Source organism: Streptomyces sp. NPDC005803 (genome assembly GCF_040630435.1).
GTDB lineage: Bacteria > Actinomycetota > Actinomycetes > Streptomycetales > Streptomycetaceae > Streptomyces.
Genome location: NZ_JBEXXO010000009.1, coordinates 99141 through 120048 on the forward strand (window position 1 = coordinate 99141; position 20908 = coordinate 120048).

The following is a 20908-nucleotide window of genomic DNA, read 5'->3' on the forward strand; positions in this document are numbered from 1 at the left end:
ACTTGAACGCATCAATCCGAGGGAGTGGACACCGCACTGGACAACGTTGTCAGACCATGGTCCTATGTGGTGCCCCCAGCGGACCCGCATGCCACTCCTCCTCGAAGGAGCGTGACCTTGAGTAGTCATCGGTCGGTCGCCTCACCCCCGGGCAGTGACGCGATCGCCGCTTTTCGTAGCGGCGGAAGGGGGACGCAGCCAGAGCGCCGACAGCGGACGCGGCGCGGGTCGCGGCATCGGCTCGAGCGGGTGACACGGCCGCTCCCGCCGGGTTCGATCGCGCAGCCCGCGCATGGGCGGCCGGCATCACCGCCACGGCGGCATTGATCGAGGTCGGCATCGCCGTGGCCGGGGGTGGTGTCGTGCCCGCCCTGGGGAGCGGGCTCGGCTGAACGCTGGCGGGTGCTCCTCGCCGGGGGCGTCGAGGATCTAGTCGTTCAGCGGGCGCAACGTGGGGCCCGGTGCGCAGGCCTCGGAAACAGGCCACTACGTACTCAAGGACCGGGCACGCCGAAGGGAACGCAGCTCATGGGCGCCTGGCGGCGGTCAATTCCAGCGCCCGACGCCGCCCGAAGGCGCCCGAAGTCGGTCAGTTCCGCCGCCGCCCGACGCCGCCCGAAGTCGGTCAGCTCCACCGCCCGACGCAGCCCGACGGCGAAGGCCGGCCCACGCTTCCGTGGGCGCTCATCGTGCCATCGCCGCCTCCGGCGCGTTGTGCGCCCGGCGGTAGGCCACCGGAGACAGTCCCACGTAGGTGTGGAACTGCTTGCGCAGCGCGACCGGGTCGCCGAAGCCACAGGCGGTGGCGATGCGGGCGACGGGCAGGGCCGTGGACTCCAACAGCAGGCGGGCGTGGGCCAGACGGCGCTGGGCCAGCCATTTGAGTGGGCTGATGCCCGCCTCCGCGCGGAAACGACGGGTGAAGGTGCGCACACTCATGTGCGCGTGCTGCGCCATGTCCTCCAGGGTGATCGGTTCGGCCAGCCGTTCCAGTGCCCACTGCCGGGTCGCCGAGGTCGAACGGTCGGTGTCCTGAGGCACCAGGTGCTCGATGAACTGCGCCTGTCCGCCCTCGCGCCACGGCGCTGCGACGCACCGGCGCGCCGCGGCCGCCGCGACCGTCGCCCCGTGGTCCACCCGAACCAGGTGAAGGCACAGGTCGATGCCGGCCGCGGCGCCGGCGGACGTCAGGATGCGGCCGTTGTCGATGAACAGCACGTTCGGATCGACCTCGACGTCGGGGAACAGCCCCGCGAACGCGTCACACAGCGCCCAGTGAGTGGTGGCCCGCCGGCCGTCGAGCAGTCCGGCCGCCGCGAGCAGGAAGGCCGAGGTGCACAGACTCACGATGCGGGTCTGCGGCCGGATCGCATCCAGTACCGCGGCGATGTCGCTCGGCAGCGCCCCCGTCGCGAGCAGGTCGGCGCTGGGCTCCAGGGTGGCGATCACCACCGTGTCCGCGGTCCGCAGCAGCGACTCGTCATGGTCCACGACGAGCCGGAAGTCCTCGTGCGTACGGACCGGCCGGCCCCCGATCGAGAAGGTCCTCACCGAATAGAGGCGAGTCCCGTCCGGGGTGCACGCTTCGTTGAACACCCGGGCCGGGATGCCCAGATCCAGGGGCAGGACTCCGTCGAGAGCAAGAACGGCAACGTTGTGCGGCATGGCCGGAATGGTACGACAGGTGTCCCTCAGGCCACTCACCCGCCGTCGTCTCAGCACCTCAGAGTGGATCTCGCCGGGCTCGGCCCGACGAGAGAACACAGGAACCGGACATGAGCGAGGAAGCATGAGCGAGCACACCATGCGTGCCGTCACGATCAAGGAATTCGGCGGCTACGAGGTTCTGACCGCCGAGCGGGTGGCCCGCCCCGAACCGCTGCCGACCGAGGTGCTGGTGCGCGTCCACGCCGCCGGGATAAACCCGGTGGACTGGAAGACCCGCGCGGGTCAGGGCATGGCGGGATTGCAGACGATGCCGCTGATCCTGGGGTGGGACGTCTCCGGCGTGGTGGAGGAGGTCGGCTTCGGCGTCACCACTCTCGCACCGGGAGACGAGGTCTACGCCATGCCCTGGTTCCCGCGGCCCGCGGGTGCGTACGCCGAGTACGTCACGGCTCCCTCCCGCCACTTCGCCCGCAAACCGGCCTCGATCGGTCACGTCGAGGCCGCCGCCCTGCCCTTGGCGGCGCTCACCGCGTGGCAGGCCCTGGTCGACACCGCCGACGTGCGGCCCGGGCAGCGCGTACTCGTGCACGCGGCGGCCGGCGGCGTCGGGCACTTGGCCGTGCAGTTCGCCAAGCACCTCGGCGCCGAGGTCGTGGCGACCGCCCGCGAGCCCCGGCACGCCTGGCTCGAGGAACTGGGCGCGGACCAGACGATCGACTACACGCGGAAGCGGTTCGAGGAGGTCACGGGCGACATCGACGTCGTCATCGACCTGCTCGGGGACCAGGACGACAACGCGGCGCGTTCGGTGTCGGTGACCCGTCCCGGCGGCCTCGTCATCGCGATTCCCGGCGGCGTCTCGGAGCGCCTCGCCACCGTGGCCGGACGGGCCGGGGTGCGCAGCAGTCCGTTCCTGGTGGAGCCGGACTCCCCGGCCCTGACCACGATCGCCGGCCTGGTCGATTCCGGCGCGGTCCGCGTCGAGGTGGAGCGCTCCTTCGCGCTGGAGGAGGCCGCCGAGGCCCATCGTCTCGGCGAGACCAACCGCACCCGCGGCAAGCTCGTCCTCACCGTGACCGACTGACTCCTGCGCCCTCCGGAGCCCGCCGTGTACTCCGCACCCTCTGACCACAGGTCAGGCGTGTGTGAACGAGTGACACGTCCACCCCGCCCCTTCCACGGCGCGAAACGGGGCCGGCGCGCCGCCCGAGCCACAGGGCCGCAGGTCGGTCGTCCTTGTTCACCGGCTCGGCTCATCCGCCCGAGGCCCCCACATCCGGTCACGCTGCCGTAGTGGCGGATGCGATGCTGCGGTGCCGGGCGACGCCGTGTGCGAAATCGGGCACGCGTGACGTGCCCTCACGCAGGTCGTCCAGGAACTGCCGGTAGACGTGGGCGACCGCGTAAGCCGGCGCGTCGGCTCGGGGGTCCAGCCGCGGGACGCGAACGTACGAGTGCGGCACCGTCATGGGAGCCAGCGCGGTGGACGTTCCGCGGCCGCCTTCGAGGGTGACCGGACTGAGCTGGGGGTGGCCGATGGGGGCGGTGAGGACGAGGTCGCCCTCGGTGCCGTTGATCTCCCAGCGGAAGTTGGTTCCTCGGGACATGCCTCCGCGGTAGTGGAACGTGGCTACCGCTCCGCCCGGCAGCCGTCCCGAGGCCAGCACCTGGTCCGCGGCGGTCATCGGCACGGGCAGTCCGCTCTCGGTGTCCAGGGCCGACGTACGCCGCGACACCAGTTGGATCCGCAATTCCTCCGGCTCTCCCAGGACCGACGAGAGTCCGTCGAGAGCGTGGCTGAAGGGAACGGTCAGCAGCGTCGCCCCGTTCGCGGCGTCGAGCACATAGTGATCGCCGGGGCCGACGGTGGCGCCCCAGGCGCCGCCGGAGCCGACGACCGTCGTGGACAGCACCTCCCCCACGTAGCCCTCGGCCACGAGGTCCCGTGCGTAGGCGAGGGCCGGGTGCGACCGCGCCTGGAGTCCGACGACGGTCGGCACAGCATGGCCGCGTGCTTGCCGCGCCATGTCCTCGGCCTCCGCGAGCCCGTTGCCCAGCGGCCACTCGCACAGCACGCTCTTGCCCGCGCTCAGCGCCGTCCGCACCAGTTCCCGGTGGTGCGGCACCTTCACCGCCACGACCACCAGGTCCACCTCGTCGCAGGCAACCAGCTCGGCCGCCGTCCCGAAGGTACGGGGCACACCGTGCTTCTGCCCGGCGCGCTCCGCCGACTGTCGCGAACTCGCGCTCAGAGCCCTCAGCTCATAACCCGGGACGGCGCGCAGGGCAGGCAGGTGAGAGCGCTCGGCCCAGCTGCCGTGTGCCCCGAGTCCTATGATCCCTACTCCGATCGGCTTCTCGGTCCGGGCCAGATCGGCAAGCAGTGACTCAGATGTGTTCATGCTTCGTCCCCTGTTCTTTGTGTTTTGCGTGGAGGGCACGAACGTCACTCGCAGCGGCATGGAACACGTACGGAAGTGACCCTCGCGTGCCCGCTTGATGAGAGGTGGAGCCGCGTGTCGAGCAGGCGTCTGATGAGAGGTGGAGCCGCGTGTCGAGCAGGCGTCGGCGCACGTAGTTCACGCCCGGTGGTACCGAGGTGAGCGGGTGATGCCGTGGAGGGGCGAGCAGCTCACGATGCCGCTGTGGGTATCGCGCTCCTTCCGGCTCGGCTCACGAGGAGACTGACGGAGGCCGTGCCGCGAGAAGCCGCGACGCATACCTGACCACCGGTCAATTCCCCCTAAGCCCAGACGACTTCGGGTCACGCTCGCTGTCCAGCAGAGCCATGAGGGCGGCGGCGTAACGGGTGCCGGCCGCCGCGCCGGCCGGGACGGCCTTGTCGATCCCGCCGAGGTCAGCCTCGGTCAGGGTGACGTCGGCCGCCGCCAGGGCCTCCTCGATGCGGTGCGGTCGGCGGGCACCCAGGACGGCGACGACGGTGCCGCGCTCGCGGCCCTGGGCGATGACCCAGGCGGTGGCGAGCTGCGCGACGCTGACGCCGTGTGCGTCGGCGAACGGTCGCAGCCGGTCGACGAGGGCGAGGTTCGTGGCGAGGTTGTCGGGGTGGAAACGGGGCAGCCAATCGGTGCGTGGGTCACCTCCGGCCGGCTGTCGGTAGGAACCGGTGAGCAGACCGTGCGCGAGAACCCCGTAAGCGGTGACGCCGATCCCCAGTTCGCGGCAGGTGTCCAGGATGCCGTTGGTCTCGGGACCACGGCTGAACAGGGAGTACTCGATCTGTAGGTCGCAGACCGGGTGCACGGCGTGGGCACGGCGGATGGTCTCCGGCCCTACCTCGGAGAGTCCGATGTGGCGCACGTATCCGGCCTTGACCAGTTCGGAGACGGCGCCGATCGTGTCCTCGATCGGGGTGTCGGGGGCGAGGCGGGAAGGCCGGTAGATGTCGACGTGGTCGGTGCCGAGGCGGCGCAGCGAGTAGGCGAGCGCGTTCTTCACATGGGCGGGCCGGCCCTCGATGCCGACGAAGGCTCCGTCGGGGCCGCGCAGGCCGCCGAACTTGACGCTCAGGAGCGCCTTTTCGCGCCGGCCGTCGCGGAGGGCGCGGCGGATGAGGTCCTCGTTGTGGCCCATGCCGTAGAAGTCGGCGGTGTCGAGGAGACTGACGCCGGCCGCGAGGGCCGCGTGGATCGTGGCGATGGCGTCGGCCTCGTCAGCGGGGGCGGTGTGGTCGGACATGCCCGCGCAGCCCAGCGCAAGAGGGGCGACCTGCGGGCCGGCGGTTCCAAGGGTTCGGGTTCGCATGGACCCTCCTGCGGGGTGGGAGAAGTGGGCGCGACAGACGGAGGCCGATACGGGGCGGCCACCTGTTAGCGTTGACATTTCAACACTAGGAAGAGGTTGTTGATATGTCAACGCCACCGAAGGGCGGAGCTCCCGAGCCGGACGAGCCCGTGGGCAGGACCGCCCCGGATCCCGTTGACCTCTGGTCCGCCTTCAAGCGCGCCCACGAAGTCGTCCGCGCCCGCGTGATCGCGGATACGGCCGAGGCGGCGGGCCTGTCCGAGCCGGACCTGACGATCCTCGTCAGCCTCAGCAAGGCGGGAGGTTTCCTGCGCCAGAGTGAGCTCGCCGCGTCGCTCGGCTGGGACCGCACCCGCATCTCCCATCAGCTCACCCGCATGGAAAAGCGCGGACTGGTCACCCGCGAACGCGCCGGTGGTGTCACCGTCGCCCTCACCGACACCGGACGCCAGGCCATCTCCGCCGTACACCCCGGCCTGGACGCCGCGGTACGCCGGCACTTCACCGACAAGCTCTCCGCGCAGGAGATCGAAACGCTGAGCTCTGTCCTGCGCCGGCTGTAGCCGCGTGAACGGAGGCCCACCCACCGCAGGAACACGGCCACCGGCCCCGCCCCGGTCGACGCCGCCCCCTCTGCTCGACTTGGTACACGTCAGCGAGGACGCGCGAGCCCGCCCGCGTGCACCCCGGGCACCGGCTCCCCCACCGTGCCGCGCACGACTCCTCCGGCCGGTATGGCGCCGGGTACCTGAGTCCCGGCCCTCACGTCGTCGTGCCTCAGGAAACGGGGAACCAGGCCGAGAGGCGCTTGGCGATGACCGGGACGTCGATGCGGTCCTGCGCGACGTCCTCTACGAACGGTCCGGCAACGGAGACAGGCGGGGGGACAGTACCGGCGCTGACGCCGTTGAGCCGCAGGAAGACGCGCATGGCAAGCCAGGCGGTGCGTTGGTTGCCGTCGATCAGCGCATGATTCCGGGCAACGGAGTGCAGCAGTGCGGCCGCCTTCTCGTGCAGCGTGGAATACAGCTCGGACCCGAACAGGTCGGTCCGCGGCCGTTCGATCGCTGACACCAAAAGCCCCATGTCACGCACACTGTGCTCCGTGCCAGTGACCGCGCGGGCGATGGCCAGGATCTCGTCGATCTGGAGGTAGCGCACCTCGGTCACTTCAGGTGGTCCAGGATCTCCGCATCGCTGTCCATGAGTTCGGTCAGGACGTCATCGACCTTCAGCTCGGCGCGATTCTGGGCTTCACGGATGGCCTCGATGGCGAGCTCCTGCTTGCTGCGGCGCTCGCGACGGGCACGCTCGGTGAGCTTCGCGTCGAGGTCGTCGGGGAGTCGCAGCTGGCGTCGCCTGTGTCCTGCGGCCGGCAGGCCCTGCTCGTCCTGGCCCACCTGCGCTGCGGCGACACCTATGCTCGCCTTGCCGCGGGCTTCCGCATCGGGATCGCCACGGCCTACTGCTACATACGCGAGGCCGTCGACCTTCTGGCTGCCCTCGCGCGTCTCCTTCACGAAGAAAGCTGTGGCTCGCTTGAGGACGTCGACATCCTCGCGCAAGCGACGGTTCTCCCGCCGCAACGCGGCCAACTCCTCGCGCTCGCTGCTGGTCAGCCCCTTGAGCTCGCCCGCGTCGATCCCTGCCTGTTCACCCAGTCCCGCACCGCGGTCTCGGTCAGTTCGAAGTCCTTGGCCACTTGACCGACCGAGCGGTCACCCCGTCGGCGCAGCCCGACGATCTCGGCCTTGAACTCCGGCGTGAACGAACGGCGAGGGCGGCGAGGCCTCTTCTTCCCCATGCTCTCCATGACGGACATCCTCTCGGGGCTGAACCCCTGATCTCGGATGTCCGTCAAAGCGGATCGAGCCCAATCGGCACCTACCTCGCCTTCGCCGTCCGACCGCCAAGGTCATCGGTTTGGCAGCAACTCCAAGGCCATCTCGGCGACGGCGTCGGGAGTTGGCCCCGTTTCCACTGAGCCTCCGCGCTCGTCCGGCTCCAGCGGTTCCAGCGTCGCCTCCTGCGAATCCAGCAGCGCTGTTGGCATGAAATGATCGGCGCGCTCGCTCAGGCGCCTCTCCAGGAGATCATGGCCGGCCGTCAGATGCACGAAGAAGGCGGTCGGGCATGTGGTGCGCAAGACGTCTCGGTAGCGGCGCCGCAGTGCTGAGCAGGCCACCACGCCTCCGGTGCCTGCCACGTCGCGCTCGTGCAGCCAGCGGCCGATGGAGTCCAGCCAGGACTCTCGGTCGGCATCATCGAGCGGGACGCCGGTTGACATCTTGGCGATGTTGGCAGGCGAATGGAAATCGTCGGCCTCGGCGAAAGGGATGTCCAGTCTCTGGGCAAGGATCCGGGAGACCGTGCTCTTGCCCACCCCAGACACCCCTATCACGACAACACACGGTAGGCGGTGCCCGGCCCTTTTGGCCTCGGGGTGCTCACTTTCCATGGCAGACAGCTTCCGGGTCGTCGAATCAGGCGTCGTCCTGCAGGGCCGTTTCCTCATGGAGCGGGTCGTCCCGCCGCGCAGGGCCAGGGCCGTACGGTTGCCGAGCGGGCGGCCCGTCCGAGCCTGCCGGGTAGTCCTGCAGCGGAACGAGATCCCTCTCCCACGCCGAAATGACGGGTTCGAGTACGCGCCATGCTTCCTCTGCCTCGTCGCCGCGGATCGACAGGGCCGGGTCTCCTTTGAGGACGTCCAGGAGCAGCGTGGCGTAGGCGGGCAGGTCAGGCGGTTCCATCCCAGCGGCGAGCTTGAGGGGGGTGAGGTGGCCGGTTTGGGCGCCTGTGCCCATCAGATCCAGGGTCAGGCCCTCCGGTTCGAGTCCGAAGCGCAGCACGTTGGGCAGGACTTCCCCGCTGTGGCCGAAGGGCAGGTGGGGAACGGAACGGAAACGCACCGCGACCTCTTTGCGGTCCGTTCCGAGTGCTTTGCCGCTGCGGAGCCGGAACGTCGTTCCTGCCCAGCGCCAGCTGTCCAGCTCCAGTTCCACCTCGGCGAAGGTCTCGGTGCGGCGCTGCGGGTCCACGCCTTCCTCGTCGGCGTAGGACGGGAGGGCGTGGTCGCCGGTTCGGCCGGACGAGTAGCGGGCGCGGCGCGTGCGGTGCACCACGTCGTGGTCGGTCAGCGGCCGCACGGATCGCAGAACGTCGACCTTACGGTCGCGCAGGTCCCGTTCCCCCAGCGTGATGGGGGGTTCCATGGCGACGAGGCAGAGTACTTGCAGCAGGTGGTTTTGCACCATGTCCTTCAGTGCGCCCACGTGGTCGTAGTAGCCGGCCCTGCCTTCCAGTGCGAGGGTCTCGTCCCAGACGATCTCCACCTCGGCGATGTGGGTGCTGTTCCACAGGGGTTCGAGCACGCGGTTGGCGAGCCTGCTGCCGAGCACGTTCTGGACGGTCGTCATGGCCAGGAAGTGGTCGACCCGGAACACGGCCTGCTCCGGTACCAGATCGGCGAGCAGCCGGTTCAGTTCCTGTGCGCTGTCCAGGTCTTCGCCGAATGGTTTTTCCAGCACGATCCGGCTGCCCGATGGCAGGCCCGCCTGGTGCAGAGCGCCGACCACGCGGGGGAAGAGTGAGGGGGGCAGCGCGAGGTAGACCGCGACGGGTTCGTCACCGGCGACGGCCGCTCTGACGTCGGCGGCGTCGGTGACATCGGCCCTTTGGTAGCGGGCCGAGGCTGCGATCGCCTGGTGGGCGTCGGCCGGGCAGGATCCGCCGTGCCGGCCGAGCTGACGGGTGATCCACTCCTGGTACTGCTCGGTGCTCCAGTCCTCCCGGCTCGCGCAGGTCATGCGGAACCGGTCGCCGAGGTGTCCTGCCGCCTGCAGGGCGGCCATGGCCGGCAGGAGGTATCGGGCGCTGAGGTCGCCTGTCGCGCCGAAAATGACGAGTCGGTTGATCATGTGTTGGCGTCTGCTTTCGCTCGGGCGAGGTTCACGCCGCTGGCGATGATTCCGATGTGGCTGAATGCCTGAGGGAAGTTGCCCATGAACTCTCCTGTGGCCGGGTTGATCTGCTCCGACAGCAGTCCCAGTGGGCTCGCGCGGGCACACAGCGAGGCGTACAGCTCCTCGGCCGCCTCGATGCGTCCTTGGCCGATGAGGTTGTCGACCAGCCAGAAGCTGCACAGCACGAAGGCGCCCTCGTCGCCGGCCAGGCCATCGGGGGACTCGTCGTGCAGGTAGCGGTAGAGCAGGCCGTCACCGGCCGACAGGCGCTCGGCGATGGCCGTGGTGGTGGCCACCATCCGTGGGTGATCGGCCGGGACGACCTGGCGCAGCGGAAGCGCGAGCAGGCTGGCGTCCAAAGCGCCGCCGCCGTCGAGATGTGCGCTCAGGGTCTGCGCCTTCTCGTCCCAGGACTCTTCCAGGATGAGCCGGCGCAGCTGGTCGGCCGAGGTTCGCCACTCGGCGATCCGCCCGGGGAGGCCGAGCCGTTCACCGATGGCTGCGGCCCGGTCCAGGGCCACCTGGCACATCCCGGCCGAGTACGTGAACACCCGGCCCTCGTTGCGGACCTCCCAGATGCCCTGGTCCGGCTGGCGCCACGCCTGCCCTGCGGCGTCGGCCAGCCCGGCCAGGCTGGCCCACAGCGCGGACTGGATCTGTCCGCCGGAGCGAAGCCACTGGTCGGCGCAGTCCATGATCTCGCCGTAGACGTCGTGCTGGCGCTGGTCGGCCGCGCCGTTGCCCCATCGCACCGGGGCGGAGCGCCGGTAGCCTTCCAGCTCGCTGTCCTCGACCTCGTCCGGTACCGGGCTGCCGCCCACGGTGTACATGATCCGGGGTCGCTTGCCGTACTCGAAGGCGTCCAGGACCCATCCGAGGAAGGCGTCGGCCTCGCCGGCGAAGCCGATGCGACGCTGGGCGAAGACGGCGTAGGCCGCGTCCCGGATCCAGGCGTAGCGGTAATCCCAGTTGCGGATCCCGCCGATCGGTGCGGGCAGAGACGAGGTGGGGGCCGCGACGAGCGATCCGTTGGTCCAGTCGTCGCACAGTTTCAGTGTGATCGCGGCGCGTCGTACCAAGGGTTCCTCGGGGCCGCTGTAGGTGAAGTGCTTCATCCAGCGGCGCCACGCGTCGGCGGTTGCCTGCAGCATCGTGTCGGCGTCGAACCGGTGGTGGCGGTGGAAGCGGCCCCAGGACAGTACGAGATCGAGGCGCTCGCCTTGCTGCAGGTCGTGTGTGCTGTGCAGGCCGGTGAGGGGGCGGGTGGAGCGCAGGTGCAGCCGCAGGTCGGACCGTCGGGACGGTCGTACTTCCAGCCCGCTGAACAGCGGTCGCGCCTGGCCGCCGCCGCGCGGCTCCAGGTCCATCCGCAGGCGGACTTTGCCCTCCAGGACCAGAGCTGAACGTACGAGTTCGGCCCGGTCCCCCGGGGCGTCGTCGGTCAGGTCGGTGCCGGAGCGCACAACGAGGGCGTCGGTGACGCGGACCACGCCGGTGGGGCTGCGCATTTCGGTGGCCAGAATGCCGGTGTCGGGTTCATAGCGCTGTCGCGCCTCGACGAGGTCTTCCGGGGCCAGCGTGAAGTGCCCTCCGTGTGCGTGATCGAGCAGGCCGCAGAACAGCGGTTCGGAGTCGAACCGGGGCAGGCACATCCAGGGAATGGAACCGTCCAGGCCGACCAGCGCGGCCGTCGCACCGTCACCGATGAGGCCGAGATCCTCCAGCGGCAGGTAGCCCTCCCTCTGGCGAATCGGCCGGAAGGGGGGATCGGGATCGTGCATGCCGCCTCTCCTCCACAGGTTCAAACAATCGCGCGACCCAATGGGGGCACCTAGAAGGTGATCATTACCTTTACGACGTCCTCGAGTTTCTTGTCCGACACCTCGAAGGCGCGCTCCATGTCATCGAAGCGGAACTCATGGGTCGTCATGTGCGCGGGATCGACGCGCTTGGTCTGCAGTACCCGCAGCAGTCGCTCCATGCGCAGCCGGCCTCCGGGGCAGAGGCCCGTGGCGATCGTCTGGTCGGCCATACCGACGCCCCATTCGACGCGGGGAATGCGTACGAACTCCCCTTCGCCGAAATAGCCGATGTTGGAGACAGTGCCTCCGGGCTTGGTGATTTTGACCGCCGTCTGGAAGGTCACGTCCGCGCCGAGTGCCTCGATGGCCGTGTCGACGCCCTGACCCTGTGTCAGTTCATGGATCCGTTCGACGACATCCTCGCTGGTGAAATCCACGATCTCGTCCGCGCCGTAGGTACGCGCGAGTTTCTGCCGCTCGGGAACTGATTCGACCCCGATAACGAGGCCGGCACCGCGGAGCCGGGCCCCCACGGTTGCCATCAGGCCCACCGGCCCCTGAGCGAGCACGGCCACGGTCCCGCCGATGGGAATATTGCCCTTTTCCGCGCCCATGAAGCCGGTCGACAGCATGTCAGCGCAGTAGACCGCGGCTTCATCACTGATGGCGTCGGGGATCTTCGCGAGATTGGCGTCTGCATCGTTCACATGGAAGTATTCGGCGAAGACCCCGTCCTTGGAGTTCGCGAACTTAAAGCCTCCGAGCGGTCCTCCGGACTGTGATGGGTATCCGTTCTGAGAGGCCGGGTCACCCCAGTCGGGGGTGATGGCCCCGACCAGCACACGGTCGCCGGGCCGGAAGTCCTTCACCTCGCTGCCCACAGCATGCACAATCCCCACCGCTTCGTGGCCCAGCGTCAGGTTCTCCCGAGGACCGATGCCTCCTTGAACGGTGTGGGAGTCGGACGTGCAGATCAGGGCCCGGGTGGTCTGAACGACAGCATCGCTCGGCCCCGGCTGCGGAACGGGCTTCTCCAGGAAACCCACACGCCCGATCTCCTTCATCACGAACGCCTTCACTCGTCTTTCCTTCTTCCTGGCACACCGCCCCCGTAGCAACGGGGTGCCGATGAATTGGCCCTGGCATCCGGCGGCCGGATGCGCCGCTCGTTCTCTCACTGTCGCAAGGGCAGATCCTGCTCGCGACTCGACCGCGCCGACGGCAGAGCCACTGTGGTGAAGCGGACCGGCCGGCGCTCACGCCGTCACGGCCGGTGCAAGCAGTTCTCGTGATGCTCCGGTCGGTGACGAAAAGCGGCGTCGTTCACAGCCCAGACGTCGGCAAAGCAGAATCTCCACCGCCAGGACGGCCGCCCCCCGCGCGCCGGGATCGTGAGAGCCGGTGCCCACGGCCATCCTGCTGAATCCGCCCGCACGCAGGCATTGCCTGACGCAGCGGGGGAGACACCTCTGCTAGCGTCGCGTTTCGCATGAGCAAGGGTGGAGGACGCTGTGGGTGAGAAGGGCACAGGGCGGGCTTTCATCGGGTCGTTCACCTCAGCGGGCGGGCGCGGAATCCTAGTGGCCGCCGTGGATCCGGCATCCGGAGCGCTGACCGAAACCGGCGTCGTTGACGGCGTACCCGACCCGTCGTATCTCGCCGTCCAGCACACCGGGGCTGGCCCGGTCCTCTACGCAGTCTCCGAGACGGCACAGGGTGCGGTTGCCGCCTGGGACATCGCCGGTCCAGTGCCCCGCTCGATCTGCGCACCGGTGGCCGTGCACGGGGAGGCACCCACGCATCTCGCAGTCGTTCACGATCACCTGCTGACCGCCAACTACGACTCCGGCAGCGTCACCGTACTGCCGCTCGCCGCCGACGGCACCCCGCAGGCCGCCAGCGACGTCCTCTGCCACGAGGGCAGAGGGCCGGACCACGCCCGCCAGTTGGGCCCGCACGCGCACCAGGTGCTTCCCGATCCATCGGGACGCTGGGTGCTCAGCGTCGACCTCGGCACCGACTCGGTGCGGATCTGCTCCTTGGACGCACGATCCGGGAAGCTGACGCTGCACAGGGAGACAGCGCTTCGGCCCGGCACCGGCCCGCGTCACCTCGCCTTCCACCCGGCCGGACGTCACGTGTACGTTCTCGGAGAACTTGATCCCACCATCACCGTGTACCGCTGGGACGCTGCTACCGGGGTGCTCGAGCCGGTGGGGGCGACGTCGCTGTTCCCGGACGGTATCGACGGTGCCGTCTCTCCATCGGCGCCGGTCGTCTCACACGACGGTCGCCACTTGTGGGCGGCCGTGCGTGGCACCGATACCATCGCCGTCCTGGCCCTCGATGCGATCGGTGAGCAGGCGGACCTGATCGCGTCGGTGCCGTGCGGGGGTCGGTGGCCGCGCGATCTGGTCCTGGACCCGTCGGGCACGCACCTGTACGTGGCCAACGAGCATTCAGGCGACGTCACGTGGCTGGACGTCGACTCAGCCACGGGCATCCCGCTCCGCGCAGGTTCCCTGGCGGTCCCGGCGGCCTCCAACGTCGTCTTTGCCTGACGGCCGAGAGCTTCATGCGACAGGATCCCTCACCGCGCCGGTCAGGTCATGCCTGGCCTCGGACCACGGTGACGGGGCAGTGCGCGTGGTGCAACAGCGCCTGGCTCACCGAACCCAAGAGCAGTCCGGCGAAACCGCCCCGCCCCCTGGCTCCGACAACCAAGAGCTGCGCAGTCCTGCTCGCCTCGATCAATACCTCGCGGGTTTCACCGCCCACCACGTCATGTCTGACCGCGACGTCCGGATACCTCTCCGTACGGCCGGCGAGTGCGTGGGCCAGCAGACGCTCCGCGCTCTCGGGGCCCGCACCGAGCGGCGCATAGCCCGGCGGCGACGCGTGCACGGCGACGACCTCAGCCTCGCGCAGCGCTGCCTCGGAGAAAGCGAAATCGACCGCCTTTTCACCGGCCGAAGAGCCGTCAACAGCCAGCACGATCGGCCCGCCGCCAGCCGGTTCCTCGCGGACCACCATCACCGGGCACTGACTGTGGGCGGCCAGGGACACTGCCGTTGATCCCAGCAGCATCCCGATGACGCCCCCGATACCCCGGGAGCCGACTACTACCAGGCTGGCGGCTCGTGACTCAGCCTCCAGAACCGCCACGGCGTCGCCAGTCACCACGGCCTCGGTGACCTCCACCTCAGGTGCCACGCTCCGGGCATGCTGCGCCGCCTCGTGCACCAAGCGATTGAGCGGCGATGGGTCCAGCGGCGTATACATGGGCCTGACAGGCCAACTGAAGGCGTGTACCACCCGCAGCTCCGCACGGCGCCGCTGGGCTTCCACCGAAGCCGCTTCCACTGCGGCAAGACTCGAAGACGAGCCATCCACTCCCACCACGACCAGATTGCCCACCGCTCCTCCAACGCTCGCTCCGGCTTCCCATCCTCACTCCGGCGATGCGTTGCTGCCATCGCAGCAGGCAGCGGAGATCGCATTTCATCAGCCGCATGTCTGCGCCATGCGGGTTCGACTACCCACTGACAACAGCGAAACTGGTGCGCGTGCGGCAGTCGGCGGCCGCCCAGGAGTCCGGGCCTTTCGCCACCTCCATCGAGTCGGTGTGCGCTGCGGGCCTCGCCGCCTCTCCAGCCCGGCCAACAGCGCGCTGAACTCCCACACGAGTGGCGTCACTTGCTGCGGCTACGCGGCGCGGGGCTGACCATGGACCGCGGCGGGGGTTCCCGAACGCACCTGTCCTGCCCTGCGCCCAAACCTCCTGGCCAGGGCCCGGACTGCCCCAGGGGGGGGCCGGAACTGGCGTCCCGCCATATGGTCACAGCGGTCCGGCCCAGAGGGCCGAGAGTCCGCGGTCCGTGCTGAGGCATTGCAATCGCGGGCCCGAAAGAACCAGTGCAGGCTGTCAAGCGAGCGTGGCATTCCTCGCTGGTCGGTGTGCGGTGGTGACCGCGCAGGATCAGGAAGGCGACGGCCATGGCAGCGGAAGCCTGACAACAGCGAAATGATCAGCGGCGCATCGCTGTCCGCCGGGGCGATGCTCACGCTGAGTGGCCCGCTCAGCATTCTTCTCGGTGTCACCGGCATCGCACACGACACCCTGTTCTCCTCACCTCAATACGCCTAACGGTTCGACCTAACCGCCTGGGGCTGGCTTCACCTCGTCATCGGACTGGCCCTGGTCATTGCCGGCGTGTGAATTTTGGCCGGCAAGAGCTGGGGGCGGGCGGCCGGCACCGCGCTGGCAGGGGTCAGTCTGATCACTCAGTTCATGTTCATCCCGTACTACCCGGTGTGGTCCATCATCGTGATGACCCTGGACCTCGTTATCGTGTGGCTGCTGAGCAGGCTCCATCCCGGATCCGTCAGCGGTCAGCCCCGAACCTTCACGTGGTGGGGCGTCCGGTACGTGATCGGAAACGCGAAGAGTGCTCCCGACCTGCAACGTCCGTCCAGGTCCACGATCACCTGACCTGCGGCGTCCGGCGACGACGTCCCGCATGGCGCTTGGGTGGCAGAGCTGGACGGCGACTGCCTCAAGGGCTGACGGAAGGGGATGCGGTGATCGTCCGCAAGGAATGCCCCCACCCCGGCGCACAGTTGCGGTTCACCGACGCCGACGGACTTCGGCTCACCGCGTTCGCCACCAACACCCCGATCGCCGCGCTCGAACTGCGGCACCGCCAGCGAGCCCGAGCAGAGGACCGCATCCGAAACGCGCGCCACCGGCCTGCGGAACCTGCCCCTACATGAGACAGCTCAGAACTGGATCCGGCTGGAGATGGTCCAGCTCGCGCTCGACCTGCTGGCCTGGCTGCCCATGCTTGCCCTGACCGGCAAACCGAGAATCTGGGAGCCCCGCCGCCTGCGGCTGCGATTGTTCTCCGCCGCGGCCCAGCTGGTCACCACCGCACGCCGCCGGCACCTTAGATTCACCCGCCACTGGCCCTGGACCGCCATCATCACCAACGCGATCCAGCGGATCGACGCCCTCCCGAACCCTGGCTGACGACCAGCAGCCACCCGCCCCGACAAGTAGCACCACCCATCGCCGGAGTCGTGGAACCCAGCGCCAACCCGACGCGACAGCCGGGCCATCGGCCTACCCGTCACCGACCCTACAAGCAGAAGCGGGCTACCCCGAGACCTAACGAACCATCACGAAAGATCGAGGCTAACGCGCTACTCGACGGGTTGAGCCCGAAAAAGTCGATTGCCCCCCGCCATCTGGTCCCAGGACGACCACCTCACACTCCGTCAGAAACAGCGTCGAACGAGCGTCAAGCCATCTCCCGAACCCGTCTCTGACGGAGTTGAGCAGAGCGTCCTGGACGCACGCTCCCGCTGCGAAACCGCAGGTGAGCCGCGTGGCGGCTACCTACAACAGGCCCCACGCGGTGAACTCCGGGAAACAGGTCGAGCACCACTGACCGCCTCTGGAAAACACGATAAAGCCGCAGGTCAGAGCCCCTTTGCAGCAGGCTCCAGGATCGCCACGCACTCCACGTGATGCGTCATCGCGAAACATGTGGAACACAAACGTGTGGAAGGAGTCGCAGGTCAGCGACTCACGCAGGCGCAATGGGGCAAATCGGCCGTGTGCGTTGTGTGCGCTACGGGCACTACGTGCGCGAGTCTGACGCACGCCGACCACGGCGTCCAACGAGCCGCACCCTTCTCATGAAGAGAGTGGGGCGGTCATCCTTGTTTCGCCCCCGAAAACAGGGCGCCTGCGCGTTCGGGGTCCGGTGCGACGAAAGTGCCGTCCGCGCTGACCAACAACTCTGCCGAATCTGTTGCGTTGTTGATCGAGCCGTCCACGAAGACCTTCCGGCCCTCGATCCGTGTCACATGGGCAGACAGGCGCAGGGGTGTCTCCACGGGGATGGGGCGGTGGTAGCTCACCTGGAGGGCAATGGTCATGGCAGGCATCCCGGCCTCCGCGCAGGCCCGACCCATCAGTTCGTCGAGGAGCATGGCGCTCATGCCGCCGTGTGCGTAACCGGGCGGGCCTTCGTGGGCGATACCGAGGGTGCAATGCCCGACGACACCGTCACCGTCCTCCCTCACCGATACGGGTGGGGCGAGCGGACTGCCCGGTCCTGTGACGGGGCTGTACATACGTACTCCGCCGGGGAGCTCGTCGACGTCCGGGATCTCAGCCCGTACGCGGCGTCGGCCCGCGAACGACCCCATGCCGCTCGACACGTTGACGATGCCCGGGTTCGCGGACTTGCGCAGCATCGGCAGGAACGCGTGCGTCACCCGGTCGATCCCCACGACATTGACGTCGAACACCGCGCTCGCGTCGGCGACCTTGATCCGGTCGGCGGGCCTATGCGTCCCGAAGACTCCGGCGTTGTTGATCAGGACGTCGATGCCGCCCTCGTGAGCCGCGATGTCGGCGGCGGCTGCGTCGACCGACGCGTCGTCGGCCACGTCGATCTGGACGAAACGGGCCAGCAATCCAACCGCCGGTCTCAACGCACCGGCCAGCACCAACCTCCCGCGTCCCCTGTCCAGCGACCGTCTGGCCGGGATTCTGGACCGCCTCGACGGGCCCCGCGCCCGCCTCCTCGTCGGCCTGGTCGCCATCCACGCCATCCACGCCACGGAGGCGGCCCGGCTCCTGCTGACCGACGTGAACCTGAAGAACCGGACGATCGCGGTACGGCGGGGCCTGCATGTCCACGTCGTCTACCTCGACGACCTGAGCACCCGGCTGGTGGCCGACTGGCTGCGCGAACGCCGCATCCGATGGCCTCACGCCACCGATTCGCACCTACTTGTCACTCTCCAGACCTACCGGCATCCGGCGTCGCCGCAGATCAGCTACACCGGCATGCGCTCTGCCTTCGACCAGATCGGGCTTCTGCCCCGCCAGTTGTGGGCCGACCGCGTTCTCGATGAAGCCCGTGAGACGGCAGACCCGGTTCGTCTCGTGCGGCTCTTCGGTATCCCCCCGGGGTCGCCGTGAAGTACGTGCACACGGCGCATCCCGACAAGGCACTTCCCCGAATCCGCTGACCAGCCCCTGAGGCTCCTGCCGCCATCTCGCGTGCGTCATGCCCCTTGCGGCGGAGACGGAGTTCGAACTCGAGGGCGCGGTACCCGGGGTCGCATACAGCAACGCGATCTCAGGCGCTCGCAGCGTTCGAGCCGATCGTTTGCCCTGTCGAGTCCTGGGCCCGCGGCACTGATGGAGAGAGGAGAAAGGCCGGAAGCATAAGGACGGTGGCGGCCAGGGGGACGGAGGGGATGCCGAGCGTGCCGATGAGGGCTCCTCCAACGGCAGCGGCGACGCCTGTGCCGAGGTAGAGGCCGGAGATGTTCAGCGACAGGGCGGTCATCGCGGCGGCGGGGCCTGCGGCGGCCAGGATGCTGCCCTGTACGGGCGGGGTGAGCGCCCAGGCGAAGACGGCCCAGCAGGCGATGACCGCAGCCAGGACGTACCGGTTGTCGATGCCGCTGAAGATGAGACCGGCGGCGAGGGCCAGCATGAGTGCGTGTCCGGCAAGGACGCGGCGCAGGCTGCGCAGCGGGCCCCAGAGGTCTGTCGCGCGCCCGGACAGCAGCGCTCCGATGAGGCCGGCGGCGCCGACCAGGAACAGCGCGAACGACAGCAGACCGTATGAACCTCCCGCTACCTCGGCCGTGTAGGTGCCGAGGTAGGTGTAGAACATCAGCCCGCCGCTCGCGGCCAGGAACGTCACCGTCACCAGGCGGAGCACGGCGAGCTCCCGCAGCGGCGCGAGGCGTTCGCGCAGCGGTGCGGGGGCGCTGCCGGGTACGGCCGGGGCGGTGGCCAGCAGACCCGCTGCGGCGACCGCTCCGACGGCGGCGATCGTCCAGAACGTGGCCCGCCATCCGAAGGCTCCGCCCAGCCAGGAGCCCAGCGGCACCCCCGCTGAAGAGCGCGGCGGTCATCCCGGCGCTCACCACTCCCAGATACCGGCCCTGTGCGCCGTCGGGGGCCCCGGCTCCTGCGGTGGCGAACGCCGCGGAGGCCACCATTGCCGCGCAGAGAGCTGCCGCCACCCGGGCACCCATCAAGAACCAGTATCCGGGTGCGAGGGCTGCTGCCACGTTGGCCAGGACGAATAGCAGGAGGCCGGTGACCAGGACGGTCCGCTTCGCGAACCGTTCGCAGAGTACGGAGAGGGTGGGCGCGCCGACCGCGTAGACCACGGCGAACACCGTCACCAACTGCCCGGCGGCGGCGACGCTGACCTCCAGGTCGTTGGCGAGGGCGGGCAGCACGCCGGCGATGACGAACTCGTCGGTGGCCGTGGCCAGCAGGGTAAGAAACAAGACGTACAGCCAGCCCGGCAGGGCGGTGCTTTTCACTGGTCGACTACCTCCGTTTAAACCGCGGACGCGCGGCGTCCGTGGCACGCTAGGTAGTGACACCGGTGTCAGGATCAAGCGCCGGAGCGCAGCAGCTCCGCAAAGCTCTCGGTGTCGGTCGCGCTGGCGCGCAGGCGGGCGATGTGCTGCACGAGTTCGGCCCGGTGCCGCTGCAGCTCCGCGGCTTTGGCCTCTACGACGGCCAGACGCTGCTCGTACATGGCCAGCAGCCCGTCCGGGCCGCTGTCACAGGCCAGGAATTCCTCGGTCTTCATGTCCAGGCACGGGGTGACCGCCTTGATGTCCTCCGCGGTAAGGCCGGCCCCGAGAAGCTCCCGCACGTTCAAGACCCGGTTCACCGCGTGCTCGTCGTACTCCCGCCAGCCCTTCCTGGTCCGCGCCGCTTCCAGCAGCCCCTGCTGCTCGTAGTAACGAATCGAGCGGCGGCTCGCCCCCGTCAGCTCCGACAGCTCCCCGATCTGCATGACCCCGCCTCGTGAATTCAGCGACCACGGTACGCGGCTGGCGCGTACCGCAGTCCTACGTCCGGCATCCGCATGCCCCGGCAACGCAATGGGAGCGGGGTGGCTCCGTGGGATCAGAGAGTCATGAACGGCGAGTGCTCGATGAGCAGGATCCTGCGCAGGGCAGCGCGCATGCGCGAGAGAACTCGGCCGCGTGAGGCGGTAGATGCAGACATGGGGCCCCCAGGGGTAAGGTACGCCATGTGGCGTACCTCCAGAAAGGTACGCGTGCATGCGTACCTTGTCGAGGGGTGGAGCAGTGGCAGCAGGCGAGTTGACGCACCCGCAGGTCGACGACTTGGAGGTAGGGGCGGTCCTTCTGGCGCTTGCCGACGAGAACCGGCGCCGGGTCGTGGCCGAACTGGCCGAACGACCCGATGAGGAACGACTCTGTGCTTCCTTCGATTTGCCCGTGGGCAAGTCGAGCCGCACACGTCACTGGCGGGTGCTGCGCGAGGCGGGCCTGGTCCATCAACGCGACGCCGGGAACGGGCTCTACATGCGCCTGCGCAAGGACGACCTGGAGCGCAGATTCCCGGGCCTGATCCAGGCCGTCATCGCTGCGGACTAGGGTGCGTCCCAAAACGCACTGGTCACAGCTACGCGATGACGACGGTGATGCCTTGGCGGGCCGTTTCGCCGACAGCACTGCATCGCGATGTCAGAGGGGTCAATTACTGATCCGTTCGGGATGTTGTCGGGATGGGTGACGGGTAGTGATCCCTGCGGTAGTCCAGTGGTATGCGCTACGCACAGGGCGGCGGGCTGACCGCCGAGCGACGGAGCTTCAGGGAAAGGCCGCGAGCACAACGGATGACCC

General features: G+C 68.8%; 21 protein-coding genes and 4 pseudogenes. 9 read left to right on the forward strand and 16 right to left on the reverse strand.

Features of this window, described 5'->3' with window-relative positions:
* Positions 1 to 684: 684 nt before the first annotated feature.
* On the reverse strand, positions 685 to 1665 hold the full coding sequence (locus tag ABZ454_RS15055) for a helix-turn-helix domain-containing protein (RefSeq protein WP_359538171.1): 981 nt from the start codon (positions 1663 to 1665) through the stop codon (positions 685 to 687).
* Between the two features lie 124 nt (positions 1666 to 1789).
* Between ABZ454_RS15055 and ABZ454_RS15060 the strand changes: the two genes are divergently transcribed.
* Positions 1790 to 2752, forward strand: a complete 963-nt coding sequence (locus tag ABZ454_RS15060; RefSeq protein WP_359538173.1) for an NADP-dependent oxidoreductase — start codon at positions 1790 to 1792, stop codon at positions 2750 to 2752.
* A gap of 196 nt (positions 2753 to 2948) precedes the next feature.
* Here ABZ454_RS15060 and ABZ454_RS15065 read toward each other — a convergent pair whose 3' ends face one another.
* Together ABZ454_RS15065 and ABZ454_RS15070 are read right to left on the reverse strand one after the other, a co-directional pair.
* Positions 2949 to 4070 (reverse strand): Gfo/Idh/MocA family oxidoreductase, encoded by a 1122-nt coding sequence (locus tag ABZ454_RS15065; RefSeq protein ID WP_359538175.1) that lies wholly within the window; start codon positions 4068 to 4070, stop codon positions 2949 to 2951.
* A gap of 331 nt (positions 4071 to 4401) precedes the next feature.
* Entirely contained in the window at positions 4402 to 5433 is a 1032-nt protein-coding gene (locus tag ABZ454_RS15070) for an aldo/keto reductase (protein ID WP_359538177.1), read from the reverse strand.
* A 104-nt stretch (positions 5434 to 5537) separates the two neighbouring features.
* Here ABZ454_RS15070 and ABZ454_RS15075 point away from each other — a divergent pair, with 104 nt between their 5' ends.
* Positions 5538 to 5996, forward strand: a complete 459-nt coding sequence (locus tag ABZ454_RS15075) for a MarR family winged helix-turn-helix transcriptional regulator (RefSeq protein WP_359538179.1) — start codon at positions 5538 to 5540, stop codon at positions 5994 to 5996.
* Between the two features lie 214 nt (positions 5997 to 6210).
* Here the strand turns inward: ABZ454_RS15075 and ABZ454_RS15080 are convergent, their stop codons facing one another.
* Together ABZ454_RS15080 and ABZ454_RS15085 are read right to left on the reverse strand one after the other, a co-directional pair.
* Positions 6211 to 6603, reverse strand: coding sequence for a Fic family protein (locus ABZ454_RS15080; protein ID WP_359538181.1), 393 nt, complete (start codon positions 6601 to 6603; stop codon positions 6211 to 6213).
* Positions 6600 to 6782: a hypothetical protein gene (locus ABZ454_RS15085; protein WP_359538369.1), complete on the reverse strand. Its 183-nt coding sequence runs from the start codon at positions 6780 to 6782 to the stop codon at positions 6600 to 6602. The genes ABZ454_RS15080 and ABZ454_RS15085 overlap by 4 nt, the downstream gene beginning before the upstream one ends.
* A gap of 1 nt (position 6783) precedes the next feature.
* Here ABZ454_RS15085 and ABZ454_RS15090 point away from each other — a divergent pair.
* A pseudogene (locus ABZ454_RS15090) lies at positions 6784 to 6941 on the forward strand (transposase family protein); the annotation flags it as partial.
* A gap of 107 nt (positions 6942 to 7048) precedes the next feature.
* On the opposite strand, the gene ABZ454_RS15095 reads toward ABZ454_RS15090, so the two are convergent.
* The 5 genes from ABZ454_RS15095 to ABZ454_RS15115 all read right to left on the reverse strand — a co-directional run bounded on the left by ABZ454_RS15095 (position 7049) and on the right by ABZ454_RS15115 (position 12276).
* Positions 7049 to 7246 carry a transposase gene (locus ABZ454_RS15095; RefSeq protein ID WP_359538182.1) on the reverse strand — a complete coding sequence of 66 codons (198 nt, stop codon included), beginning with the start codon at positions 7244 to 7246 and terminating at the stop codon, positions 7049 to 7051.
* 102 nt (positions 7247 to 7348) lie between these two features.
* The gene (locus tag ABZ454_RS15100) at positions 7349 to 7891 is read right to left on the reverse strand and encodes a gluconokinase (protein ID WP_359538184.1); all 543 of its coding nucleotides are present in this window, start codon (positions 7889 to 7891) and stop codon (positions 7349 to 7351) included.
* Positions 7892 to 7916: 25 nt separating this feature from the next.
* Positions 7917 to 9350, reverse strand: a complete 1434-nt coding sequence (locus ABZ454_RS15105; protein WP_359538186.1) for a glucose-6-phosphate dehydrogenase — start codon at positions 9348 to 9350, stop codon at positions 7917 to 7919.
* Positions 9347 to 11176 (reverse strand): glycoside hydrolase family 15 protein, encoded by a 1830-nt coding sequence (locus ABZ454_RS15110; protein WP_359538188.1) that lies wholly within the window; start codon positions 11174 to 11176, stop codon positions 9347 to 9349. Before ABZ454_RS15110 ends, ABZ454_RS15105 begins: the two co-directional genes overlap by 4 nt.
* Positions 11177 to 11226: 50 nt before the next feature.
* Positions 11227 to 12276, reverse strand: coding sequence for an NAD(P)-dependent alcohol dehydrogenase (locus ABZ454_RS15115; RefSeq protein ID WP_359538190.1), 1050 nt, complete (start codon positions 12274 to 12276; stop codon positions 11227 to 11229).
* Between the two features lie 432 nt (positions 12277 to 12708).
* Here ABZ454_RS15115 and ABZ454_RS15120 point away from each other — a divergent pair, with 432 nt between their 5' ends.
* Entirely contained in the window at positions 12709 to 13758 is a 1050-nt protein-coding gene (locus tag ABZ454_RS15120; RefSeq protein WP_359538192.1) for a lactonase family protein, read from the forward strand.
* Positions 13759 to 13804: 46 nt separating this feature from the next.
* On the opposite strand, the gene ABZ454_RS15125 is transcribed toward ABZ454_RS15120, so the two are convergent.
* Positions 13805 to 14614 carry a universal stress protein gene (locus ABZ454_RS15125; protein WP_359538193.1) on the reverse strand — a complete coding sequence of 270 codons (810 nt, stop codon included), beginning with the start codon at positions 14612 to 14614 and terminating at the stop codon, positions 13805 to 13807.
* Between the two features lie 607 nt (positions 14615 to 15221).
* Here ABZ454_RS15125 and ABZ454_RS15130 point away from each other — a divergent pair.
* The 3 genes and pseudogenes from ABZ454_RS15130 to ABZ454_RS15140 form a co-directional block, all read left to right on the forward strand.
* Positions 15222 to 15344, forward strand: coding sequence for a hypothetical protein (locus ABZ454_RS15130; RefSeq protein WP_359538195.1), 123 nt, complete (start codon positions 15222 to 15224; stop codon positions 15342 to 15344).
* A gap of 75 nt (positions 15345 to 15419) precedes the next feature.
* Positions 15420 to 15689 (forward strand): hypothetical protein, encoded by a 270-nt coding sequence (locus ABZ454_RS15135; RefSeq protein WP_359538197.1) that lies wholly within the window; start codon positions 15420 to 15422, stop codon positions 15687 to 15689.
* A gap of 30 nt (positions 15690 to 15719) precedes the next feature.
* Positions 15720 to 16226, forward strand: a pseudogene (locus ABZ454_RS15140) (transposase); the annotation flags it as partial.
* Positions 16227 to 16915: 689 nt separating this feature from the next.
* On the opposite strand, the gene ABZ454_RS15145 reads toward ABZ454_RS15140, so the two are convergent.
* Both ABZ454_RS15145 and ABZ454_RS15150 read right to left on the reverse strand, forming a co-directional pair.
* A complete protein-coding gene (locus ABZ454_RS15145) occupies positions 16916 to 17413 on the reverse strand; it encodes a PaaI family thioesterase (protein ID WP_359538371.1) in 498 nt (165 codons plus the stop codon).
* Positions 17402 to 17683: pseudogene (locus tag ABZ454_RS15150) on the reverse strand (SDR family NAD(P)-dependent oxidoreductase); the annotation flags it as partial. The pseudogene ABZ454_RS15150 and the gene ABZ454_RS15145, both read right to left, overlap by 12 nt.
* On the opposite strand from ABZ454_RS15150, the gene ABZ454_RS15155 reads away from it, so the two are divergent.
* Entirely contained in the window at positions 17616 to 18194 is a 579-nt protein-coding gene (locus tag ABZ454_RS15155; RefSeq protein WP_359538381.1) for a hypothetical protein, read from the forward strand. The pseudogene ABZ454_RS15150 and the gene ABZ454_RS15155 sit on opposite strands and share 68 nt — an antisense overlap.
* A gap of 160 nt (positions 18195 to 18354) precedes the next feature.
* Here the strand turns inward: ABZ454_RS15155 and ABZ454_RS15160 are convergent, their stop codons facing one another.
* From ABZ454_RS15160 to ABZ454_RS15170, 3 genes and pseudogenes are all read right to left on the reverse strand, one after another.
* Positions 18355 to 19119: an MFS transporter gene (locus ABZ454_RS15160; RefSeq protein WP_359538199.1), complete on the reverse strand. Its 765-nt coding sequence runs from the start codon at positions 19117 to 19119 to the stop codon at positions 18355 to 18357.
* Positions 19120 to 19162: 43 nt separating this feature from the next.
* Positions 19163 to 19627 (reverse strand): annotated as a pseudogene (locus tag ABZ454_RS15165) (MFS transporter); the annotation flags it as partial.
* Positions 19628 to 19638: 11 nt separating this feature from the next.
* Positions 19639 to 20049, reverse strand: coding sequence for a MerR family transcriptional regulator (locus tag ABZ454_RS15170; RefSeq protein ID WP_359538201.1), 411 nt, complete (start codon positions 20047 to 20049; stop codon positions 19639 to 19641).
* Between the two features lie 298 nt (positions 20050 to 20347).
* On the opposite strand from ABZ454_RS15170, the gene ABZ454_RS15175 reads away from it, so the two are divergent.
* Positions 20348 to 20659 carry a helix-turn-helix transcriptional regulator gene (locus ABZ454_RS15175; RefSeq protein WP_359538203.1) on the forward strand — a complete coding sequence of 104 codons (312 nt, stop codon included), beginning with the start codon at positions 20348 to 20350 and terminating at the stop codon, positions 20657 to 20659.
* The last annotated feature ends 249 nt before the right edge of the window (positions 20660 to 20908 follow it).

Bases quoted from the DNA above. Each gene is read 5' to 3' on its own strand.
- ABZ454_RS15055 (WP_359538171.1), bottom strand. From the start codon at position 1,665: ATGCCGCACAACGTTGCCGTTCTTGCTCTCGACGGAGTCCTGCCCCTG.
- ABZ454_RS15060 (WP_359538173.1), top strand. From the start codon at position 1,790: ATGAGCGAGCACACCATGCGTGCCGTCACGATCAAGGAATTCGGCGGC.
- ABZ454_RS15065 (WP_359538175.1), bottom strand. From the start codon at position 4,070: ATGAACACATCTGAGTCACTGCTTGCCGATCTGGCCCGGACCGAGAAG.
- ABZ454_RS15070 (WP_359538177.1), bottom strand. From the start codon at position 5,433: ATGCGAACCCGAACCCTTGGAACCGCCGGCCCGCAGGTCGCCCCTCTT.
- ABZ454_RS15075 (WP_359538179.1), top strand. From the start codon at position 5,538: ATGTCAACGCCACCGAAGGGCGGAGCTCCCGAGCCGGACGAGCCCGTG.
- ABZ454_RS15095 (WP_359538182.1), bottom strand. From the start codon at position 7,246: ATGGAGAGCATGGGGAAGAAGAGGCCTCGCCGCCCTCGCCGTTCGTTC.
- ABZ454_RS15100 (WP_359538184.1), bottom strand. From the start codon at position 7,891: ATGGAAAGTGAGCACCCCGAGGCCAAAAGGGCCGGGCACCGCCTACCG.
- ABZ454_RS15105 (WP_359538186.1), bottom strand. From the start codon at position 9,350: ATGATCAACCGACTCGTCATTTTCGGCGCGACAGGCGACCTCAGCGCC.
- ABZ454_RS15110 (WP_359538188.1), bottom strand. From the start codon at position 11,176: ATGCACGATCCCGATCCCCCCTTCCGGCCGATTCGCCAGAGGGAGGGC.
- ABZ454_RS15130 (WP_359538195.1), top strand. From the start codon at position 15,222: ATGATCAGCGGCGCATCGCTGTCCGCCGGGGCGATGCTCACGCTGAGT.
- ABZ454_RS15145 (WP_359538371.1), bottom strand. From the start codon at position 17,413: ATGGGGTCGTTCGCGGGCCGACGCCGCGTACGGGCTGAGATCCCGGAC.
- ABZ454_RS15155 (WP_359538381.1), top strand. From the start codon at position 17,616: ATGTCGGCGGCGGCTGCGTCGACCGACGCGTCGTCGGCCACGTCGATC.
- ABZ454_RS15170 (WP_359538201.1), bottom strand. From the start codon at position 20,049: ATGCAGATCGGGGAGCTGTCGGAGCTGACGGGGGCGAGCCGCCGCTCG.